The organism is Aeromonas sp. QDB31, assembly GCF_027707605.1.
Lineage (GTDB): Bacteria > Pseudomonadota > Gammaproteobacteria > Enterobacterales > Aeromonadaceae > Aeromonas > Aeromonas media.
The window spans coordinates 58,337-72,687 of record NZ_JAPCIX010000008.1; the positions used below are offsets into that span (position 1 = coordinate 58,337).

General features: G+C 61.1%; 10 protein-coding genes and 1 pseudogene. 2 read left to right on the forward strand and 9 right to left on the reverse strand.

The window, feature by feature from the left end; genetic code table 11:
* Nucleotides 1–4: 4 nt before the first annotated feature.
* The 3 genes from glgX to malQ all read right to left on the reverse strand — a co-directional run bounded on the left by glgX (nucleotide 5) and on the right by malQ (nucleotide 6,595).
* Nucleotides 5–2,146: a glycogen debranching protein GlgX gene (gene glgX, locus PG898_RS10490; protein WP_182787616.1), complete on the reverse strand. Its 2,142-nt coding sequence runs from the start codon at nucleotides 2,144–2,146 to the stop codon at nucleotides 5–7.
* Nucleotides 2,146–4,323: a 1,4-alpha-glucan branching protein GlgB gene (gene glgB, locus PG898_RS10495; protein ID WP_270824092.1), complete on the reverse strand. Its 2,178-nt coding sequence runs from the start codon at nucleotides 4,321–4,323 to the stop codon at nucleotides 2,146–2,148. Before glgB ends, glgX begins: the two co-directional genes overlap by 1 nt.
* Nucleotides 4,324–4,405: 82 nt before the next feature.
* Nucleotides 4,406–6,595, reverse strand: coding sequence for a 4-alpha-glucanotransferase (gene malQ / locus PG898_RS10500; protein WP_270824093.1), 2,190 nt, complete (start codon nucleotides 6,593–6,595; stop codon nucleotides 4,406–4,408).
* A gap of 345 nt (nucleotides 6,596–6,940) precedes the next feature.
* Between malQ and gap the strand changes: the two genes are divergently transcribed.
* A complete protein-coding gene (gene gap, locus PG898_RS10505; RefSeq protein WP_005324581.1) occupies nucleotides 6,941–7,936 on the forward strand; it encodes a type I glyceraldehyde-3-phosphate dehydrogenase in 996 nt (331 codons plus the stop codon).
* 108 nt (nucleotides 7,937–8,044) lie between these two features.
* The gene (locus tag PG898_RS10510) at nucleotides 8,045–8,911 is read left to right on the forward strand and encodes a D-hexose-6-phosphate mutarotase (RefSeq protein WP_270824094.1); all 867 of its coding nucleotides are present in this window, start codon (nucleotides 8,045–8,047) and stop codon (nucleotides 8,909–8,911) included.
* Between the two features lie 65 nt (nucleotides 8,912–8,976).
* Here the strand turns inward: PG898_RS10510 and PG898_RS10515 are convergent.
* The 6 genes and pseudogenes from PG898_RS10515 to lepB all read right to left on the reverse strand — a co-directional run bounded on the left by PG898_RS10515 (nucleotide 8,977) and on the right by lepB (nucleotide 14,350).
* Nucleotides 8,977–10,192 (reverse strand): annotated as a pseudogene (locus PG898_RS10515) (IS3 family transposase).
* Between the two features lie 119 nt (nucleotides 10,193–10,311).
* Nucleotides 10,312–11,049: a pyridoxine 5'-phosphate synthase gene (gene pdxJ, locus PG898_RS10520; RefSeq protein WP_270824095.1), complete on the reverse strand. Its 738-nt coding sequence runs from the start codon at nucleotides 11,047–11,049 to the stop codon at nucleotides 10,312–10,314.
* Between the two features lie 84 nt (nucleotides 11,050–11,133).
* Nucleotides 11,134–11,844, reverse strand: a complete 711-nt coding sequence (gene recO / locus PG898_RS10525) for a DNA repair protein RecO (RefSeq protein ID WP_270824096.1) — start codon at nucleotides 11,842–11,844, stop codon at nucleotides 11,134–11,136.
* Between the two features lie 14 nt (nucleotides 11,845–11,858).
* Nucleotides 11,859–12,758, reverse strand: coding sequence for a GTPase Era (gene era, locus PG898_RS10530; protein ID WP_043128418.1), 900 nt, complete (start codon nucleotides 12,756–12,758; stop codon nucleotides 11,859–11,861).
* Complete coding sequence (rnc, locus tag PG898_RS10535) at nucleotides 12,755–13,426, reverse strand: ribonuclease III (RefSeq protein ID WP_043128419.1); 672 nt, start codon at nucleotides 13,424–13,426, stop codon at nucleotides 12,755–12,757. Before rnc ends, era begins: the two co-directional genes overlap by 4 nt.
* Nucleotides 13,427–14,350 carry a signal peptidase I gene (gene lepB, locus PG898_RS10540; protein WP_005332782.1) on the reverse strand — a complete coding sequence of 308 codons (924 nt, stop codon included), beginning with the start codon at nucleotides 14,348–14,350 and terminating at the stop codon, nucleotides 13,427–13,429. It abuts the gene before it with no gap.
* Nucleotide 14,351: the final 1 nt, after the last annotated feature.

A 14,351-nucleotide genomic window follows, 5' to 3' on the forward strand; every position in this document is an offset into this window, starting at 1 on the left:
GACTCTACCCCGCCAGCGGGAACTGTGATCCCGTTGGCAACACGGCGGCAACATCCGGCGTGGCGACCACCCCTTCCTTGGCAAGCGCCACCGCCGGCAGCGCGACCCGCTCCAGCAGTTTGAGGGAGTGGGCGCGCCCGACCGCCACCTGCCGCTTGATGTCGTCAGGCAGGAATGGCAGGCCGTCGTTGGTGGCGGTGTCTATGGTCTGGATCCATTCCAGCCCCTCCCCCGGCGGCGGCAGGCGGAACTGGATGTCGTAGTCGCTGGCGTTGAACAGCACATACCAGCGCTCCCCACCGCACGTCAGCATGCCGATGTCCATGGCGAACGCCTGCCCCATGGGGGCGTGCCAGTCCTGATCGGTGAGCTGATGGCCATCGGGGTGATACCAGTTGACGCTGTGACAGCTGGTCGCCTTGCCATTCCACTCATCGTCACTGAGTTGCAGGTTGGCGAAGACCCCGGACTCCGCCCGCAGCGCCATCATCTGGCGGGTGAAGGCGAGCAGCCGTTCATCCTCCGGCCGCAACTGCCAGTTGACCCAGCTTATCTGGTTGTCCTGGCAATAGGCGTTGTTGTTGCCAAGCTGGCTGCGACCCATCTCGTCCCCGGCCAGGAAGTGGGGCGTGCCCTGGGAGAGCAGCAGGGTGGCGATGAGGTTGCGCTTCTGCTGCTGACGCAGGTTGTTCACTCTGGGGTCCAGGGTCGGCCCTTCCACCCCGTGGTTGTAAGAGAGATTGTTGCCGTGGCCGTCTCTGTTGTCTTCGCCGTTGGCCTGGTTGTGGCGCTGATTGTAGGAGACCAGATCCTCCAGGGTGAAGCCGTCGTGATAGCAGAGGTAGTTGACGCTGGTGTGGGGGGAGCGCCAGTTCTTCGGGAAGAGATCCCGCGACCCAGCCAGCCGGGTGGCAAAGTCCCCCATCTTGCCCGCATCCCCGCGCCAGAAGGCGCGAACGGTATCGCGATAGCGGTCATTGATCTCCAGCCACTGGCTCGGAAACTGGCCGAGGCGATAGCCGAAGGGGCCGATATCCCAGGGTTCGGCGATCAGCCGCACCCGCGCCAGCACGGGATCCGCCAGCATGGCCTTGAAGAAGGCGCTCATGGGATCGAACTCCCCCGCCTCCCGCGCCAGAGTGACCGCGAGATCGAAGCGGAAACCATCCACCTGCATCTCGGTGACCCAGTAGCGCAGGGCATCGAGCACCAGTCGCAGGCTGTTGGGGTGATCCAGATTGACGCTGTTGCCACAGCCGGTGACGTTGGCGTGACGGTGATAGTCCGGGCCATGGGCCCCGGTCTCGAAGGCGTAGTAACCCGCGTTGTCGAACCCTTTGAGCGACAGCATGGGGCCATCGGCACCGGATTCGGCGGTGTGGTTGTAGACCACATCCAATATCACCTCGAGCCCGGCACGGTGCAGCTCGCGCACCATGGTCTTGAACTCGGTCACTGCCTCTCCCGCGCCATAACGAGGCTCCGGGGCGAAGAAGGCAATGGGGTTGTAGCCCCAGTAGTTGGTCAGCCCAAGCTGTTCCAGCCGAGGCTCCGACATGAAGGCGGCCACCGGCATCAGCTGCACCGAGGTGACCCCCAGCGACAGCAGGTGTTCGATCATCAGCGGATGGCTGACGCCGAGGTAGGTGCCCCGCAGCGCCTCGGGCACCCCGGGATGCTGACGGGTGAAGCCCTTGACGTGGGTCTCGTAGAGCACGACCCGCTCGGGCAGGATGCCAGGCTTGCCGATCCCCTGCCAGTCGAAGGCATCGTCCACCACCACCGACTTGGCCACCATGGCCGCGCTGTCCCCCTGATAGAGGTCGTCATCCCAACGGGTCGCCCGGCTGAGCGCCCTGGCATAGGGGTCGATCAACAGCTTGTCGGGGTCGAACAGCATACCCTCCTGGGGCGTGCCATGAACCCGGTAACCGTAACGCTGACCGGCCCGCACCCCGCGCACATAACCGAAGCGGTATTGACCGCGCTGGCCGGGCAGGGCCAGCCGGACCAGCTCCTGCTCCTGCTCGTCGAACAGACAGAGTTCCACCTTGTCCGATTGGGGGGCCCAGACGCAGAAGTGGCAGCCGGCCTCGTCGAGCCGGGCCCCCAGCGGGTAGTCCACCCCATTTTCCATTACAAACATCAGGACTCCTGTTTGATGAACAAGGTCGCGAGCGGCGGCAAGTCCAGCACTATGCTGTGCACCATCCCCTGCCAGGGGGTCGGCTCGGCGACCAGGGTCAAACCCACATCATAGTTGCTGCCCCAGTAATGCTCGCTATCGGTGTTGAGCACCACGGCATAGCGACCCGCCGTCGGCACCCCGAGGCGATAGGCAAGGCGCGGCACCGGGGTGAAGTTGGAGGCCACCATCAGCGGATTGGCCCCCTGCTTGTCGGCGCGCAGCCAGGCGAAGATGCTGTTGTCGGCGTCGTTGTGATCCAGCCAGCGGAAACCGCTCTGCTCATAATCCGCCTGATACAAGGCAGCTTCATGACGATAGAGCCGGTTGAGATCGCGGATCAGCCGTTGCTGGCCGCCGTGCTTGGGGAATTGCAGCAGGTGCCACGGCAGCTGGGCATCGTGATTCCACTCGTTGCTCTGGGCGATCTCGGTACCCATGAAGTTGAGCTTCTTGCCCGGATGGCCATACATGAAGCCCATGTAGGCCCGCAGGTTCGCGGCCTGCTGCCACTCGTCACCGGGCATCTTGTAGAGCAGGGAGTGCTTGCCGTGCACCACCTCGTCGTGGGACAGGGCCAGGATGAAGTTCTCGTCATAGTGATAAACCATGGAGAAGGTCATCTCGTTGTGGTGATAGCGGCGGTGGATCGGCTCCTTCTGCATGTAGCTCAGGGTGTCGTGCATCCAGCCCATATTCCACTTGAAGCCAAACCCGAGGCCACCGAGGAAGGTGGGTTTGGAGACCCCCGCAAAGGCGGTGGACTCCTCGGCGATGGTCATGGTGTGGGGATACTTGCCGTAGACCTCCTCGTTGGTCCACTTGAGCAGGCTGATCGCCTCGTAGTTGTGGTTGCCCCCGTCGACGTTCGGCACCCACTCACCGGCGTTGCGCGAATAGTCCAGATAGAGCATGGAGGCCACCGCATCCACCCGCAGGCCGTCGATGTGGAACTTGTCGAGCCAGAACAGGGCGCTCGCCACCAGGAACTGGCGCACGTTGTTGCGACCGAAATCGTAGATGTAGGAGTTCCAGTCCGGATGCCAGCCACGGCGCGGATCCTCGTACTCGTAGAGCGGGGTGCCGTCGAAGCGGGCGAGACCGTGGGCATCGGCCGGGAAGTGCGCCGGCACCCAGTCGAGGATGACGCCGATGCCGGCCTGGTGGCAGGCGTCGACGAAATACTTGAAGTCATCGGCACTGCCGTAGCGACTGGTGGGGGAGAACATACCCACCGGCTGATAGCCCCAGGAGCCGCTGAAGGGGTGCTCGGAGACCGGCATCAGCTCGATGTGGGTGTACCCCATTTCGGTGACGTAATTGACCAGTTCCACCGCCAGCTCGCGCCAGTTCAGGCTGTCGCCGTTGGGGTGACGCTTCCAGGAGCCCACGTGCAGCTCGTAGATGGAGAGTGGCTGCTCGCGCTTGTCGTTGCGCTGGCTCTCGCGCCAGGCGGCATCCTGCCACTGGTACTGCTCGTGGTCGTGGATGACGGAGGCGAACGACGGATACTGCTCGCAGTAGAAGCCAACCGGGTCGCTCTTGTGAGGCAGGCGGTTGCCCATGGGGTCTTTGAGCTCGAACTTGTAGCGATCCCCGGCCTTCAGGCCCGGCACGAACAGCACCCAGTGACCACACTGGCTGCGCTGCATGGGGTGGCGACGGCCATCCCAGAAGTTGAAATCGCCGATCAGGCTCACCGCCGTGGCGCTCGGCGCATAGACGGCGAAGCGCACCCCTGCCACCCGCTGGCCGAGATGCTCCACGGTGCGCAGTTGGGCGCCCAGGGTGTGGTAGAGGTTTTCCGGCTGGAAGCTCAGCTCTGCCAGACCTTCCCAGGCGGCTGTCTGGAATTGATAGGGGTCGATGGATTCGGCACTGGCATCGGGGTAGCTGGCGATCAGCTGATAGGGAAAGGGATTCTTGCGGCGAGTGAAAACAGTTTCAAAAAGGCCCGCTTCGTCGGCGGAGGTCAGGGTGGCAACTATCTTGCCTGACTTGAGATCCCTGACCCGGACCTCGAGCGCATCGGGCAACCAGGCCGTCAGTTTCAGGCCTGGCCCATCCGGATTGGCCAGCAGGCCTAAATGGGAGAAGGGATCGGCACAGCGGGCGGCAACCAAACGTTCAACGGGCATCGACATTTCCTTTCATGGCTGAACATCCGCTCCGGCCTGGGCCGAAGCGGATGAAAGTGAGTCACATGTTGACAGCAGGGGCTCAACGACTGGCCTCGTCACGGGCCTGGCTCATCTTGCCCGCCAGCGCCTTGAGCGCCTCATCGGCAAAAATATCTTCCAGATCCTTTGAAAGCTTGCGACGCCAGTTCGGGTATTCGTAACTGGTGCCCGGCACGTTGACCGGCTTGTCCATCTCCAACCAGTCTTCCAGCTGGGTGCTGAACAGGGCACAGCTGCCGCGGGACATGTGCAGTTGCAGGCCATGGTTGAGTTCGGTGTTCATCCCGACCCAGTTCACGTCATGGCTGATATTGCCAGAGATGACCCCATGGGCATGCAGGCTGTCAAGGATCCGCTGCTTGGCCTGGTGGCGATCAGCATACAGGGTCTTGAGTACCTCTTCATCCGGGTACAGGCCCAGCTCGCGACCCAGCGCCAGATCGTCACAATGCCAGAAGCCCTTGAGGGTCGGCATGTCGTGGGTGGTCAGGGCCGACATCGCCTGCTCGGTATAGTGCGCCGGAGAGATGAAGCCGCCGTCCCCCTTGGAGCGCTCGAAGAAGAACACCTTGTAGGAGTGGACGCCATTTTCTTTGAGGGTGACGTCTATGCCTTCCGGCACGGTACCGAGATCTTCACCGATCAGCAGGCACTGGTTGCGGTGGGACTCGAGGGCAAGTATCCCCAGCAGATCGTTGACCGGATAGTAGATGTAGGCGCCCTTGGCGGCGGACGCTCCGGGCGGTACCCACCACAGGCGCAGCAAGGCCATCACGTGATCGATGCGCAGCGCGCCGCAGGCACGCATGTTGGCGCGGAACAGATCCACCATGGGCTGATAGGCCGCCTCGAACAGCTGGTTCGGATTCATCGGGGGCAGGCCCCAGTTCTGACCGAGGGGGCCCAGGATGTCGGGGGGAGCACCGACCGAGGCTTTCGGACAGTAGAGATCCCGGTTGGCCCAGATCTCGGTGGAGCCTTCGGAGACGCCCACCGCCAGATCCCGATAGATCCCCATCACCATGCCAGCGGCCTTGGCACGGGCATCGGCCTGGGCCAGCTGCTCATCGGCCAGGAACTGCAGATAGAGGTAGAAATTCACGTCCTGTTGGTGTTCGGCCATCCAGGCAGCCACCTCGGGATTGTGGTAATCGCGGAAGGCATCCGGCCAGACCGGCCAGCCCCAGGCATTCTCACCCTTGCCATAGAAATGGGCCTGCAGGGCATCAAACGCCGCCTGCTGTTGCAGGCTGTCGCCACCGGCGACCACGAAGGCATCGAAGGCGGCCTGACGCTCGGCGCTGAGCCTGGCCTCATCGAACACCTGGCGCAGCATGCCGATCTTGGTCTGGATGACGCCGGTGTAATCCACGTTCTCCTTGGCCCGCAGGGAGGCCAGATGCTGCTGGAAAGCCGGGCTCGCCACATCGGCCTTGAGCCGATCGTTGGCGAGAAACTCCGGCACAGCCTCCACATTGATGTAGGCCACGTTGAGCCAGCGACGGGAAGAGGGGCTGTAGGGGCTGGCACTCTCGGGATTCGCAGGATAGAGGGCATGGATGGGGTTCAGCCCCACGAAATGGGCTCCCCAGGCGGCGGCTTTCTCGACCAGCTGGCCGAGGTCACTGAAATCCCCCATGCCCCAGTTGTGGCGGCTGCGCAGGCAGTAAAGCTGCACGCTCGGACCCCACACCTTGCGGCCATTCGCGATGGGTGCCTGCTTGTAGCAGGACTTGGGCGCGACGATGAGGCGCATGGTGGCGAGTGGCTCGTCGTTGCCCTCTTCCAGCAGCACCAGCTGGTGATAGCCGAGCTCCGGCTGCACATCCAGCGCGACCCGATAGGCCTGGCACTCCATCTCTTCGAATTCGGCGACGCCGACCAGTTCCCCTTCGATGGGGATCAGCTGGCCGGACAACAGGGCACCCTGCTCCAGCTCTATCTGCCAGTGGAGAGCGTCGTTGACGAACTCGATGGGCAGACGAACCTCGAGGCTAAGAGGGTCGCCACTGCGCACTACCATCACGGGATCCAGAGGCCGCAACCAGTGCTGACGGTGCTCCTGCTCCAACTGTTCGGTCAGGGCTGCCTCGTCGTCGACGCGGTAGCCCATGGCGCCCAGCATGGCGGCCTTGCTCTCTTCGGATACCTGGGCCGGGTGGCCCCAGGCATCAACATACTCACTGGCGATACCTTTGGCGGCAGCCAGCTGTTCAATCAGGGTGGTCATAGTTTGAGAATTCCCGCTGTGGATTCTATCTACACTATTTGTGATTAATTTTTATGGGTGGTACTTGAACAGTGGCTCTTTGGCCATGCTAAACCGCGCACATTTTTACATATCTCCCCGGCCTGATGTGTGACCGGACAGGCACTATTGTTGATCTCTGCGACCGGATCCGCTGATGATGCATTCGACAAAAGTTGGTAGCCAGTTACATAAAACGAAAATAAATTTCACAGTTTTTCATGATATAGCGCAATTTCGCGCAGATTGTTGGTTGACTCACCGGTGAGTTCTAGTAAATTTACAAACGGAATTTTCTTTGACTACTGAACAGTTAGGTAACCAATTATGACTATCAAAGTAGGTATTAACGGTTTTGGCCGTATCGGTCGTTTCGTTTTCCGTCTGGCCGCCGAGCGTGCTGACATCGAAGTGGTTGGTATCAACGATCTGATCGACGTTGACTACATGGCTTACATGCTGAAGTACGACTCCACTCACGGCCGCTTCAAGGGCACCGTTGAAGTCAAAGACGGCAACCTGATCGTCAACGGCAAAACCGTACGTGTTACCGCTGAACGTGACCCGGCAAACCTGAAATGGGATGCCATCGGTGTTGACGTTGTTGCCGAAGCTACCGGTCTGTTCCTGGACGACGCCACCGCTCGCAAGCACATTGCTGCCGGTGCCAAGAAAGTCGTACTGACCGGCCCGTCCAAAGACGCTACCCCTATGTTCGTCATGGGTGTTAACGACTCTACCTACGCTGGCCAGGACATCGTTTCCAACGCTTCCTGCACCACCAACTGCTTGGCCCCGATCGCCAAGGTTCTGAACGATACCTTCGGTATCGAATCCGGCCTGATGACCACTGTCCACGCTACCACCGCTACCCAGAAGACCGTTGATGGTCCGTCTGCCAAAGACTGGCGCGGTGGCCGCGGTGCGGCTCAGAACATCATCCCGTCCTCTACCGGTGCTGCCAAGGCTGTTGGCGTTGTTATCCCGGAACTGAACGGCAAACTGACCGGTATGGCTTTCCGCGTACCGACTCCGGACGTATCCGTTGTTGACCTGACCGTCAACCTGAAGAAAGCGGCCACCTACGCAGAAATCTGCGCAGCCATGAAAGCAGCCTCCGAAGGCTCCATGAAGGGCGTGCTGGGCTACACCGAAGATCAAGTGGTTTCCACCGACTTCCTGGGTGAGCGTCAGACCTCAGTATTCGATGCCAAGGCTGGTATCGCACTGAACGACAAATTCGTTAAAGTTGTATCCTGGTACGACAACGAAATGGGCTACTCCAGCAAAGTTCTGGACCTGATCGCTCACATCTCCAAGTAATTTGGGATGCGCAATCGCGTAGCTTGAAAAAAGGCGGCCATTGGCCGCCTTTTTGTATTCTGGACCTGCCGACCTCTTTCTTGAATGTGCGCGAGCACAGGAGTCTCCATGCAACCGACACGTACTCTGACAGCCCACTGTACCCTCAGCCACCCCGCGGATGGCCAGCCTCTGCTGACCATCAACAACGAGCATGCCAAGGCCGAGATCAGCCTGTTTGGCGCCCATGTGCTGCGCTACCAGCGCCACGGCGAACCCGCCTCGCTCTGGCTCAGCGACAAGGCAGTGCTGGATGGCAGCAAGCCGATCCGGGGTGGTATCCCCCTGTGCTGGCCCTGGTTCGGCCCCTCCCCCGCTCGTGTCGGCAGCGGCAAGCCGGCCCATGGCTTCGCCCGCACCAGCCTGTGGACCCTGGATGGCGTCTCCGATCACGGGGATGGCACCCTCGTCCATCTGTCTCTGCGTGACACCGACGCCAGTCGAGCCCTCTGGCCCCACGCCTTCGAGCTGGAGCTGGATGTGCTGGTGGGCAAGGAGCTTTCCCTGGTGCTGACCACCCGCAATACCGGCAAGACGCCCCTCACCTACAATGCGGCCCTGCACACCTATCTGCAGATAAGCCGCCCAGAGGCCGTCAACGTGACCGGCCTGGGTGAGCCTTATGCCGACAAGCTGACGGGTCAGGATGGGCAGCAGCAGGGCGCTCTGACGCTCACAGCTGCCATTGATCGGGTCTACCACCAAGCCGAGGCCATGGTGATGGTCAAGGACGGCGATCGCACCACTAAAGTGGTGAGTGGCAACAACGACAGCGTCGTGGTCTGGACCCCCTGGCTGGAAGGGGCCACCGCCATGGCCGACATGAGCGACGACGGCTACCGCACCATGCTCTGTGTCGAAGCAGCCATCACCGCTGACGCCGGCATCACTGTGGCGCCAGACGAGGAGCACAGCTTCTCCACCGTGATCATCTGACGATACGGCAAATTGATGTCTAGTCCTGAAATGGGTTTACACATTTTTGTCTAGCTTCACATGACTCAGAACCCCCGATGCACTGCATCGGGGGTTCTGTATTTCAAGGCCTGATGTGGTCGCTCCAGATTGTAAATACCCACCGCCTCACGCACCATATCCCGCGCATGCGCTAGGTCCTGCGGGCTCTGCAACAGCAGCTCTCCTTTCAAAATACCGTTTACCCACTCGGCCAACGCACTCTGGTCACAGTCATATCCGTCTGTCATCGAACATCGTACCCCACGCCGCTCATGCAGCAATTGATACTGGCCCGAGCAATACTGCACCCCGCGGTCCGAGTGATCGATGAGCTCCCCACCGCCATGCTGTTGTTTCAGCGCCTTTCTGAAAGCCATTACCACCGACTTGGCATGCAACCCTTGGTGCACATGATGACCAGATATCTTGCGTGAATAGGCATCTGTCACAAGGCTCAGGTACAGCGGCCGATCCTAGCCGGCAGCTAGGTGATATCCGCGACCCAGACCTGTACCGGGGCCACCGGCGTAACTTGCTCCGGCCACGCCTTGAGCAAGTTGGGATGGCGGTAGAAACGGTGAAAACTGTGGGTGGTCTTGTGATAAGCCCGCTTGGGCTGCATCAGCAGGCGCTGCTCTGACAATATCCGAAACAGCCTGCCCCACCCGGTCTTCAGCCCGGCATCGTCCTGACCCTGCAGCAGATAATGCAGCTTGCAGGTGCCCACCCGTGGTTGTCGAAGCCGCACCTTGCGCGCGAAGCCACCACATGTAGTTCTTGTACATGGCGTTGGTCGGCCACCCGATTGCATTTGTAGTAAGCCTGACGGTTTATCCCGAAAAACCGGCAAGCCCTGACAATGGTCAGCCTGTCGACATGCCGCAGTGAGGGAACTTGCCGGGTTGCTTTTTTACGCTGGTGACGCCGTAGTCACTCTTCAATACATCGACCACGGCCTCAAAGAACTGGGCCTTCTGGCTCATAAGCGCCAATTGCTGCTCGAGTTCCTTGATGCGTTGTTCGGGAGTCTGGGTGTTGGGGTCAGGCATGGTGGTACTCTTGCCGACGCACTGAAGCCCCCTGACTCCAGTCCTGCCAACCCTGTTTACGCAACCATACCAGAACGGTCGAGTTGCCCTGAATGCCATAACGGGTCTGTGCCTGCAGATAGGTCAGCTCACCTTTTTCAATCCGCTCGGCCAAGGCCAGTTTAAAAGTCAGCGGGTAATCGCGCTGTGTTCGTTTCACACCTTGTCCCATCGGGCTCTCCATTTATTTGGGTATTTGGGGGAAAGGTGTAAACCATATTCAGGACGAGACACTGACAACGAAAGAGGGACGCCGCGGCGTCCCTCTTTCTGTCTCATCCCCAGGGGGTATCAGATCCCCTGACGAGCTTCCTGCATCAGCAGGCGCATGTCGCTGACCGCCTTGGCCAGACCGTCGAAGGCGGCGCAGCCTATGATGGCGTGACCGATGTTGAGCTCATAAAGCTCGGGAATGGCGGCGATGGCCTTGACGTTGTGGTAGTGCAGGCCATGGCCGGCATTGACCTTCAAGCCCTTGCCGGCGGCATAGGAGGCGCCGGCGGCGATGCGCTTGAACTCGGCGTTGCGCTCCGCATCCGTGGTGGCATCGGCATAGCGGCCGGTGTGGATCTCGATGAAGGGGGCACCACTCTCGGCGGCCGCATCGATCTGGATGGGGTCGGCGTCGATGAAGAGCGACACCTGGGCACCGACGGCGGCGAGGCGGGTCACCGCATCGGTCACCTTGTCCAGCTGGCCCGCCACGTCCAGGCCGCCCTCAGTGGTCACCTCGGTGCGCTTCTCCGGTACCAGGCAGACGAACTGGGGCTTGATGCGGCAAGCGATGCCGATCATCTCCTCGGTCACCGCCATCTCCAGGTTCATCCTGGTCTGGATGGTCTGGCGCAGTATCTCCACGTCGCGGTCGGTGATGTGGCGGCGATCTTCACGCAGGTGAACCGTAATGCCATCGGCACCGGCCTGCTCGGCCACGAAGGCGGCCTGGACAGGATCCGGATACTGGGTGCCGCGGGCATTGCGCAGGGTGGCGATATGGTCGATGTTCACACCCAGGTAGATTTCACTCATTGAGGACTCCTTGAAACTCTTCATCTGTTGACTGCGCGGTCAGCGAATCACTCCGCGCCACTATCCATATGTCTGTAATCTGTGTCAGCCTTGCATGCTGGCTTTGCGTTTTAAAAACAGCTCCCGGCTCTTGAGCTGGCGCTTGCCAAGATAGGGCTGCAGCGCCAGCCGGCTGAAACGCTTGGCCGCCTGCAGCAAGGGAGGGGTATTGAATCGCCCTTCGGCGAAGGCCAGCAGGTGGGCGCCGAGGAACAGGGTACGGGGATCCGGCGCCCGCTCGCAAGCGACAAAGCCGAGCTCCCGCTCGAAGCCGTAGAGCAGATCGGGCTGGATCGGGGTGTCGTCGTCGGCGGCATATTCGAAATCCACCGCATAACCGAGCGCCTGCAGCAGCAGGAACTCGAAGCGGCGCAGTGGCAGCTCCGGCGTCTCGCCGTCCGCCAGCGCCATCAGGGCACGGGCATAGGCATCGAACACCTCGGGGAAGGGGGTATGGGCTTCGAGTAGGTAGTAGACCAGCTCGTTGAGATAGAGGCCGTAGAAGAGGCGATCGCCGCCGAGTCGCAGGGAGTGATCCGGGCATTCGACCTGGGCGAGGTTCTTGAGATCTCCCTTGCCACGCCAGCTCATGGTGAGCAGGGTGAAGGGTTGCAGCAGCCCCTTCAGAGGGGAGCGCGGCCCGCGGGAACCGCGAGCCACCAAGGTAAATCGGCCGCTATCCTGGGTGAAGACCTCGACCAGCTGGCTGGTTTCACGATAGGGCCGACTGTGGATGACGAAAGCCGGGTTCAGCAATCCGTCAGCGCCGCTTAGTCATCGCCGTAACCGAGACTGCGCAGGGCACGCTCGTCATCGGCCCAGCCGGACTTGACCTTGACCCACAGCTCCAGGTGCACCTTGTTCTGGAACAGGCGTTCCATGTCGAGGCGCGCTTCCGTACCTATGGTCTTGATCTTCTCGCCCTTGTTGCCGATGACCATCTTCTTCTGGCCATCGCGCTCCACCAGGATCAGGCCATGGATGTGGTAGAGGCCATTCTCTTCCACCTTGAAGCGCTCGATCTCCACCGTCACCGAGTAGGGCAGCTCCTCGCCAGTGAAGCGCATCAGCTTCTCGCGGATAATCTCGGAGGCCATGAAGCGGGACGAACGGTCGGTCACGTAGTCTTCCGGGAAGAAGTGAACGTTCTCCGGCAGCAACGGCTTGGCCCACTCGCGGATCTTCTCCACGTTGGTGCCCTTCTCGGCACTGATGGGCAGGATGTGGGCAAAGTTCATCTGCTGGCCCAGCCACTCCAGGTGGGGCAGCAGATCTTCTTTCTCTTTGACGTTGTCGATCTTGTTGACCGCCAGCACCACAGGGCACTTGAGGTGGCGCAACTTGCCGAGCACCATCTCGTCGTCCTTGGTCCAGTGGGTACCGTCGACCATGAAGACCACCATGGCCACGTCCCCCAGGGAACTGGTGGCGGCGCGGTTCATCAGGCGGTTGATGGCCCGCTTCTCTTCGATGTGCAGACCCGGGGTATCCACATAGATGGTCTGGTAGTTATCCTCTGTGTCGATCCCCAGGATCCGGTGACGGGTGGTCTGGGGCTTCTTCGAGGTGATGCTGACCTTCTGGCCAAGCAGCTTGTTGAGCAGGGTGGACTTGCCCACGTTGGGGCGGCCCACGATGGCGACAAAGCCGCAGTAGGTAGTATCTGTCATGACAGTTTTTCCAATGCTTGCTGCGCCGCGGCCTGTTCGGCCTTGCGGCGGCTGGTGCCGACCCCGACCAGCGGACCATCCAGGCCATCCACGTCACACTGGACGGTGAACTCCTGGTTGTGGGCTTCGCCCTTGACGTTGGTCACTGTATAGGTCGGTAGGGATTTGCGGCTTCCCTGCAAAATTTCCTGCAGCCGGGTCTTGGGATCCTTCTGCTCGATGCCGGGACGAATCTCATCCAGGCGGCTGGCGTACCAGCCGAGCAACAGGGCCCGCACCCGCTCCAGATCGGTATCCAGATAGACGGCGCCGATCACCGCCTCGACCGTGTCGGCCAGGATCGACTCGCGGCGGAACCCGCCGCTTTTCAGCTCGCCGGGCCCCAGGATCAGGTGATCCCCGAGGTCAAACTCCCGACCGAGCTCGGCCAGCGTCTTCTCCCGCACCAGGGTGGCGCGCATCCGGCTGAGATCCCCTTCCGCCGCTTGCGGGAAGCGGTGGAAGAGATCATCGGCAATCACCAGACTCAGGATGGAGTCCCCCAGAAATTCCAGTCGCTCATTGTGACGGGAACCGGCGCTGCGGTGGGTCAGCGCCCGGGTCAGCAGCTCTTGATCCTGAAAGACATGCCCGAGACGGGACTGCAGTCTGTTCATCTTGATATTCATTTACTTGATTCCGCCAATGCGGTTGAAGCGCACACCGGTCGGCACCCAGCCTGGCAAGCTGGATCCTTCCTCGCGCTCAAATTCGAAACTGATCCAGATGGCGACCGCCTTGCCTACCAGGTTCTGCTCGGGCACGAAGCCCCAGAAACGACTGTCGGTACTGTTGTCGCGGTTGTCACCCATCACGAAATAGTGGCCTTCCGGCACCACCCACTCATCCGGGTAGGTACCGGGCTGGCGATAGTAGCGATCCACCAGGTCCGGCATCAGAGGGTTGCGCAGGGTCTCGTGAGAGACGGTTCCCAGCTGTTCGGTGTAGCGATCCAGCGGGATCCCCATCTGACTGAACTCCCCCCGTTGCTCGAACTTGACGTCGAGCTTCTTGAAGCCCGGGCACGTTTTCCCTTCCTGCTCCTCGCACTTGGGCCGGATCATCAGCTCCTTGTTGCGATAGATCACTCGATCGCCCGGCATGCCGACCACCCGCTTGATGTAGTCCACCCGGGTATCCAGCGGATACTTGAACACCACCACGTCGCCACGCTCCGGAGAACCCGTCTCGAGGAACTTGGTGTTGGTCACGGGATCACGCAAGCCGTAGGCGAACTTCTCCACTAGGATGAAGTCGCCCACCAACAGGGTGGGCATCATGGAACCAGACGGGATCTGGAACGGCTCGAAGATGAAGGAACGCAGGATCAGCACCAGCGCGATGACCGGGAAGACACCGCCGGTCTGCTCGATCCAGACCGGCATGGGGGCCACCTTGGCCAGGGTCTTCTCGTCAATGTTCGAGCCGGCGCTGGCACGTGCGGCCGCAATCTTGGCCGCCCGCTGCTTGGACCAGACCAGCTTGTCGACTGTCCAGATGATGCCGGTCAGCAGGGTGACAATGGCCAGGATCAGGGAAAAGGTGCTTGCCATC

What these genes read in the sequence shown, in the direction of transcription:
- era (WP_043128418.1), bottom strand. Translation starts at nt 12,758, where the DNA reads ATGACAGATACTACCTACTGCGGCTTTGTCGCCATCGTGGGCCGCCCC.
- lepB (WP_005332782.1), bottom strand. Translation starts at nt 14,350, where the DNA reads ATGGCAAGCACCTTTTCCCTGATCCTGGCCATTGTCACCCTGCTGACC.
- glgB (WP_270824092.1), bottom strand. Translation starts at nt 4,323, where the DNA reads ATGCCCGTTGAACGTTTGGTTGCCGCCCGCTGTGCCGATCCCTTCTCC.
- glgX (WP_182787616.1), bottom strand. Translation starts at nt 2,146, where the DNA reads ATGTTTGTAATGGAAAATGGGGTGGACTACCCGCTGGGGGCCCGGCTC.
- PG898_RS10510 (WP_270824094.1), top strand. Translation starts at nt 8,045, where the DNA reads ATGCAACCGACACGTACTCTGACAGCCCACTGTACCCTCAGCCACCCC.
- pdxJ (WP_270824095.1), bottom strand. Translation starts at nt 11,049, where the DNA reads ATGAGTGAAATCTACCTGGGTGTGAACATCGACCATATCGCCACCCTG.
- rnc (WP_043128419.1), bottom strand. Translation starts at nt 13,426, where the DNA reads ATGAATATCAAGATGAACAGACTGCAGTCCCGTCTCGGGCATGTCTTT.
- malQ (WP_270824093.1), bottom strand. Translation starts at nt 6,595, where the DNA reads ATGACCACCCTGATTGAACAGCTGGCTGCCGCCAAAGGTATCGCCAGT.
- gap (WP_005324581.1), top strand. Translation starts at nt 6,941, where the DNA reads ATGACTATCAAAGTAGGTATTAACGGTTTTGGCCGTATCGGTCGTTTC.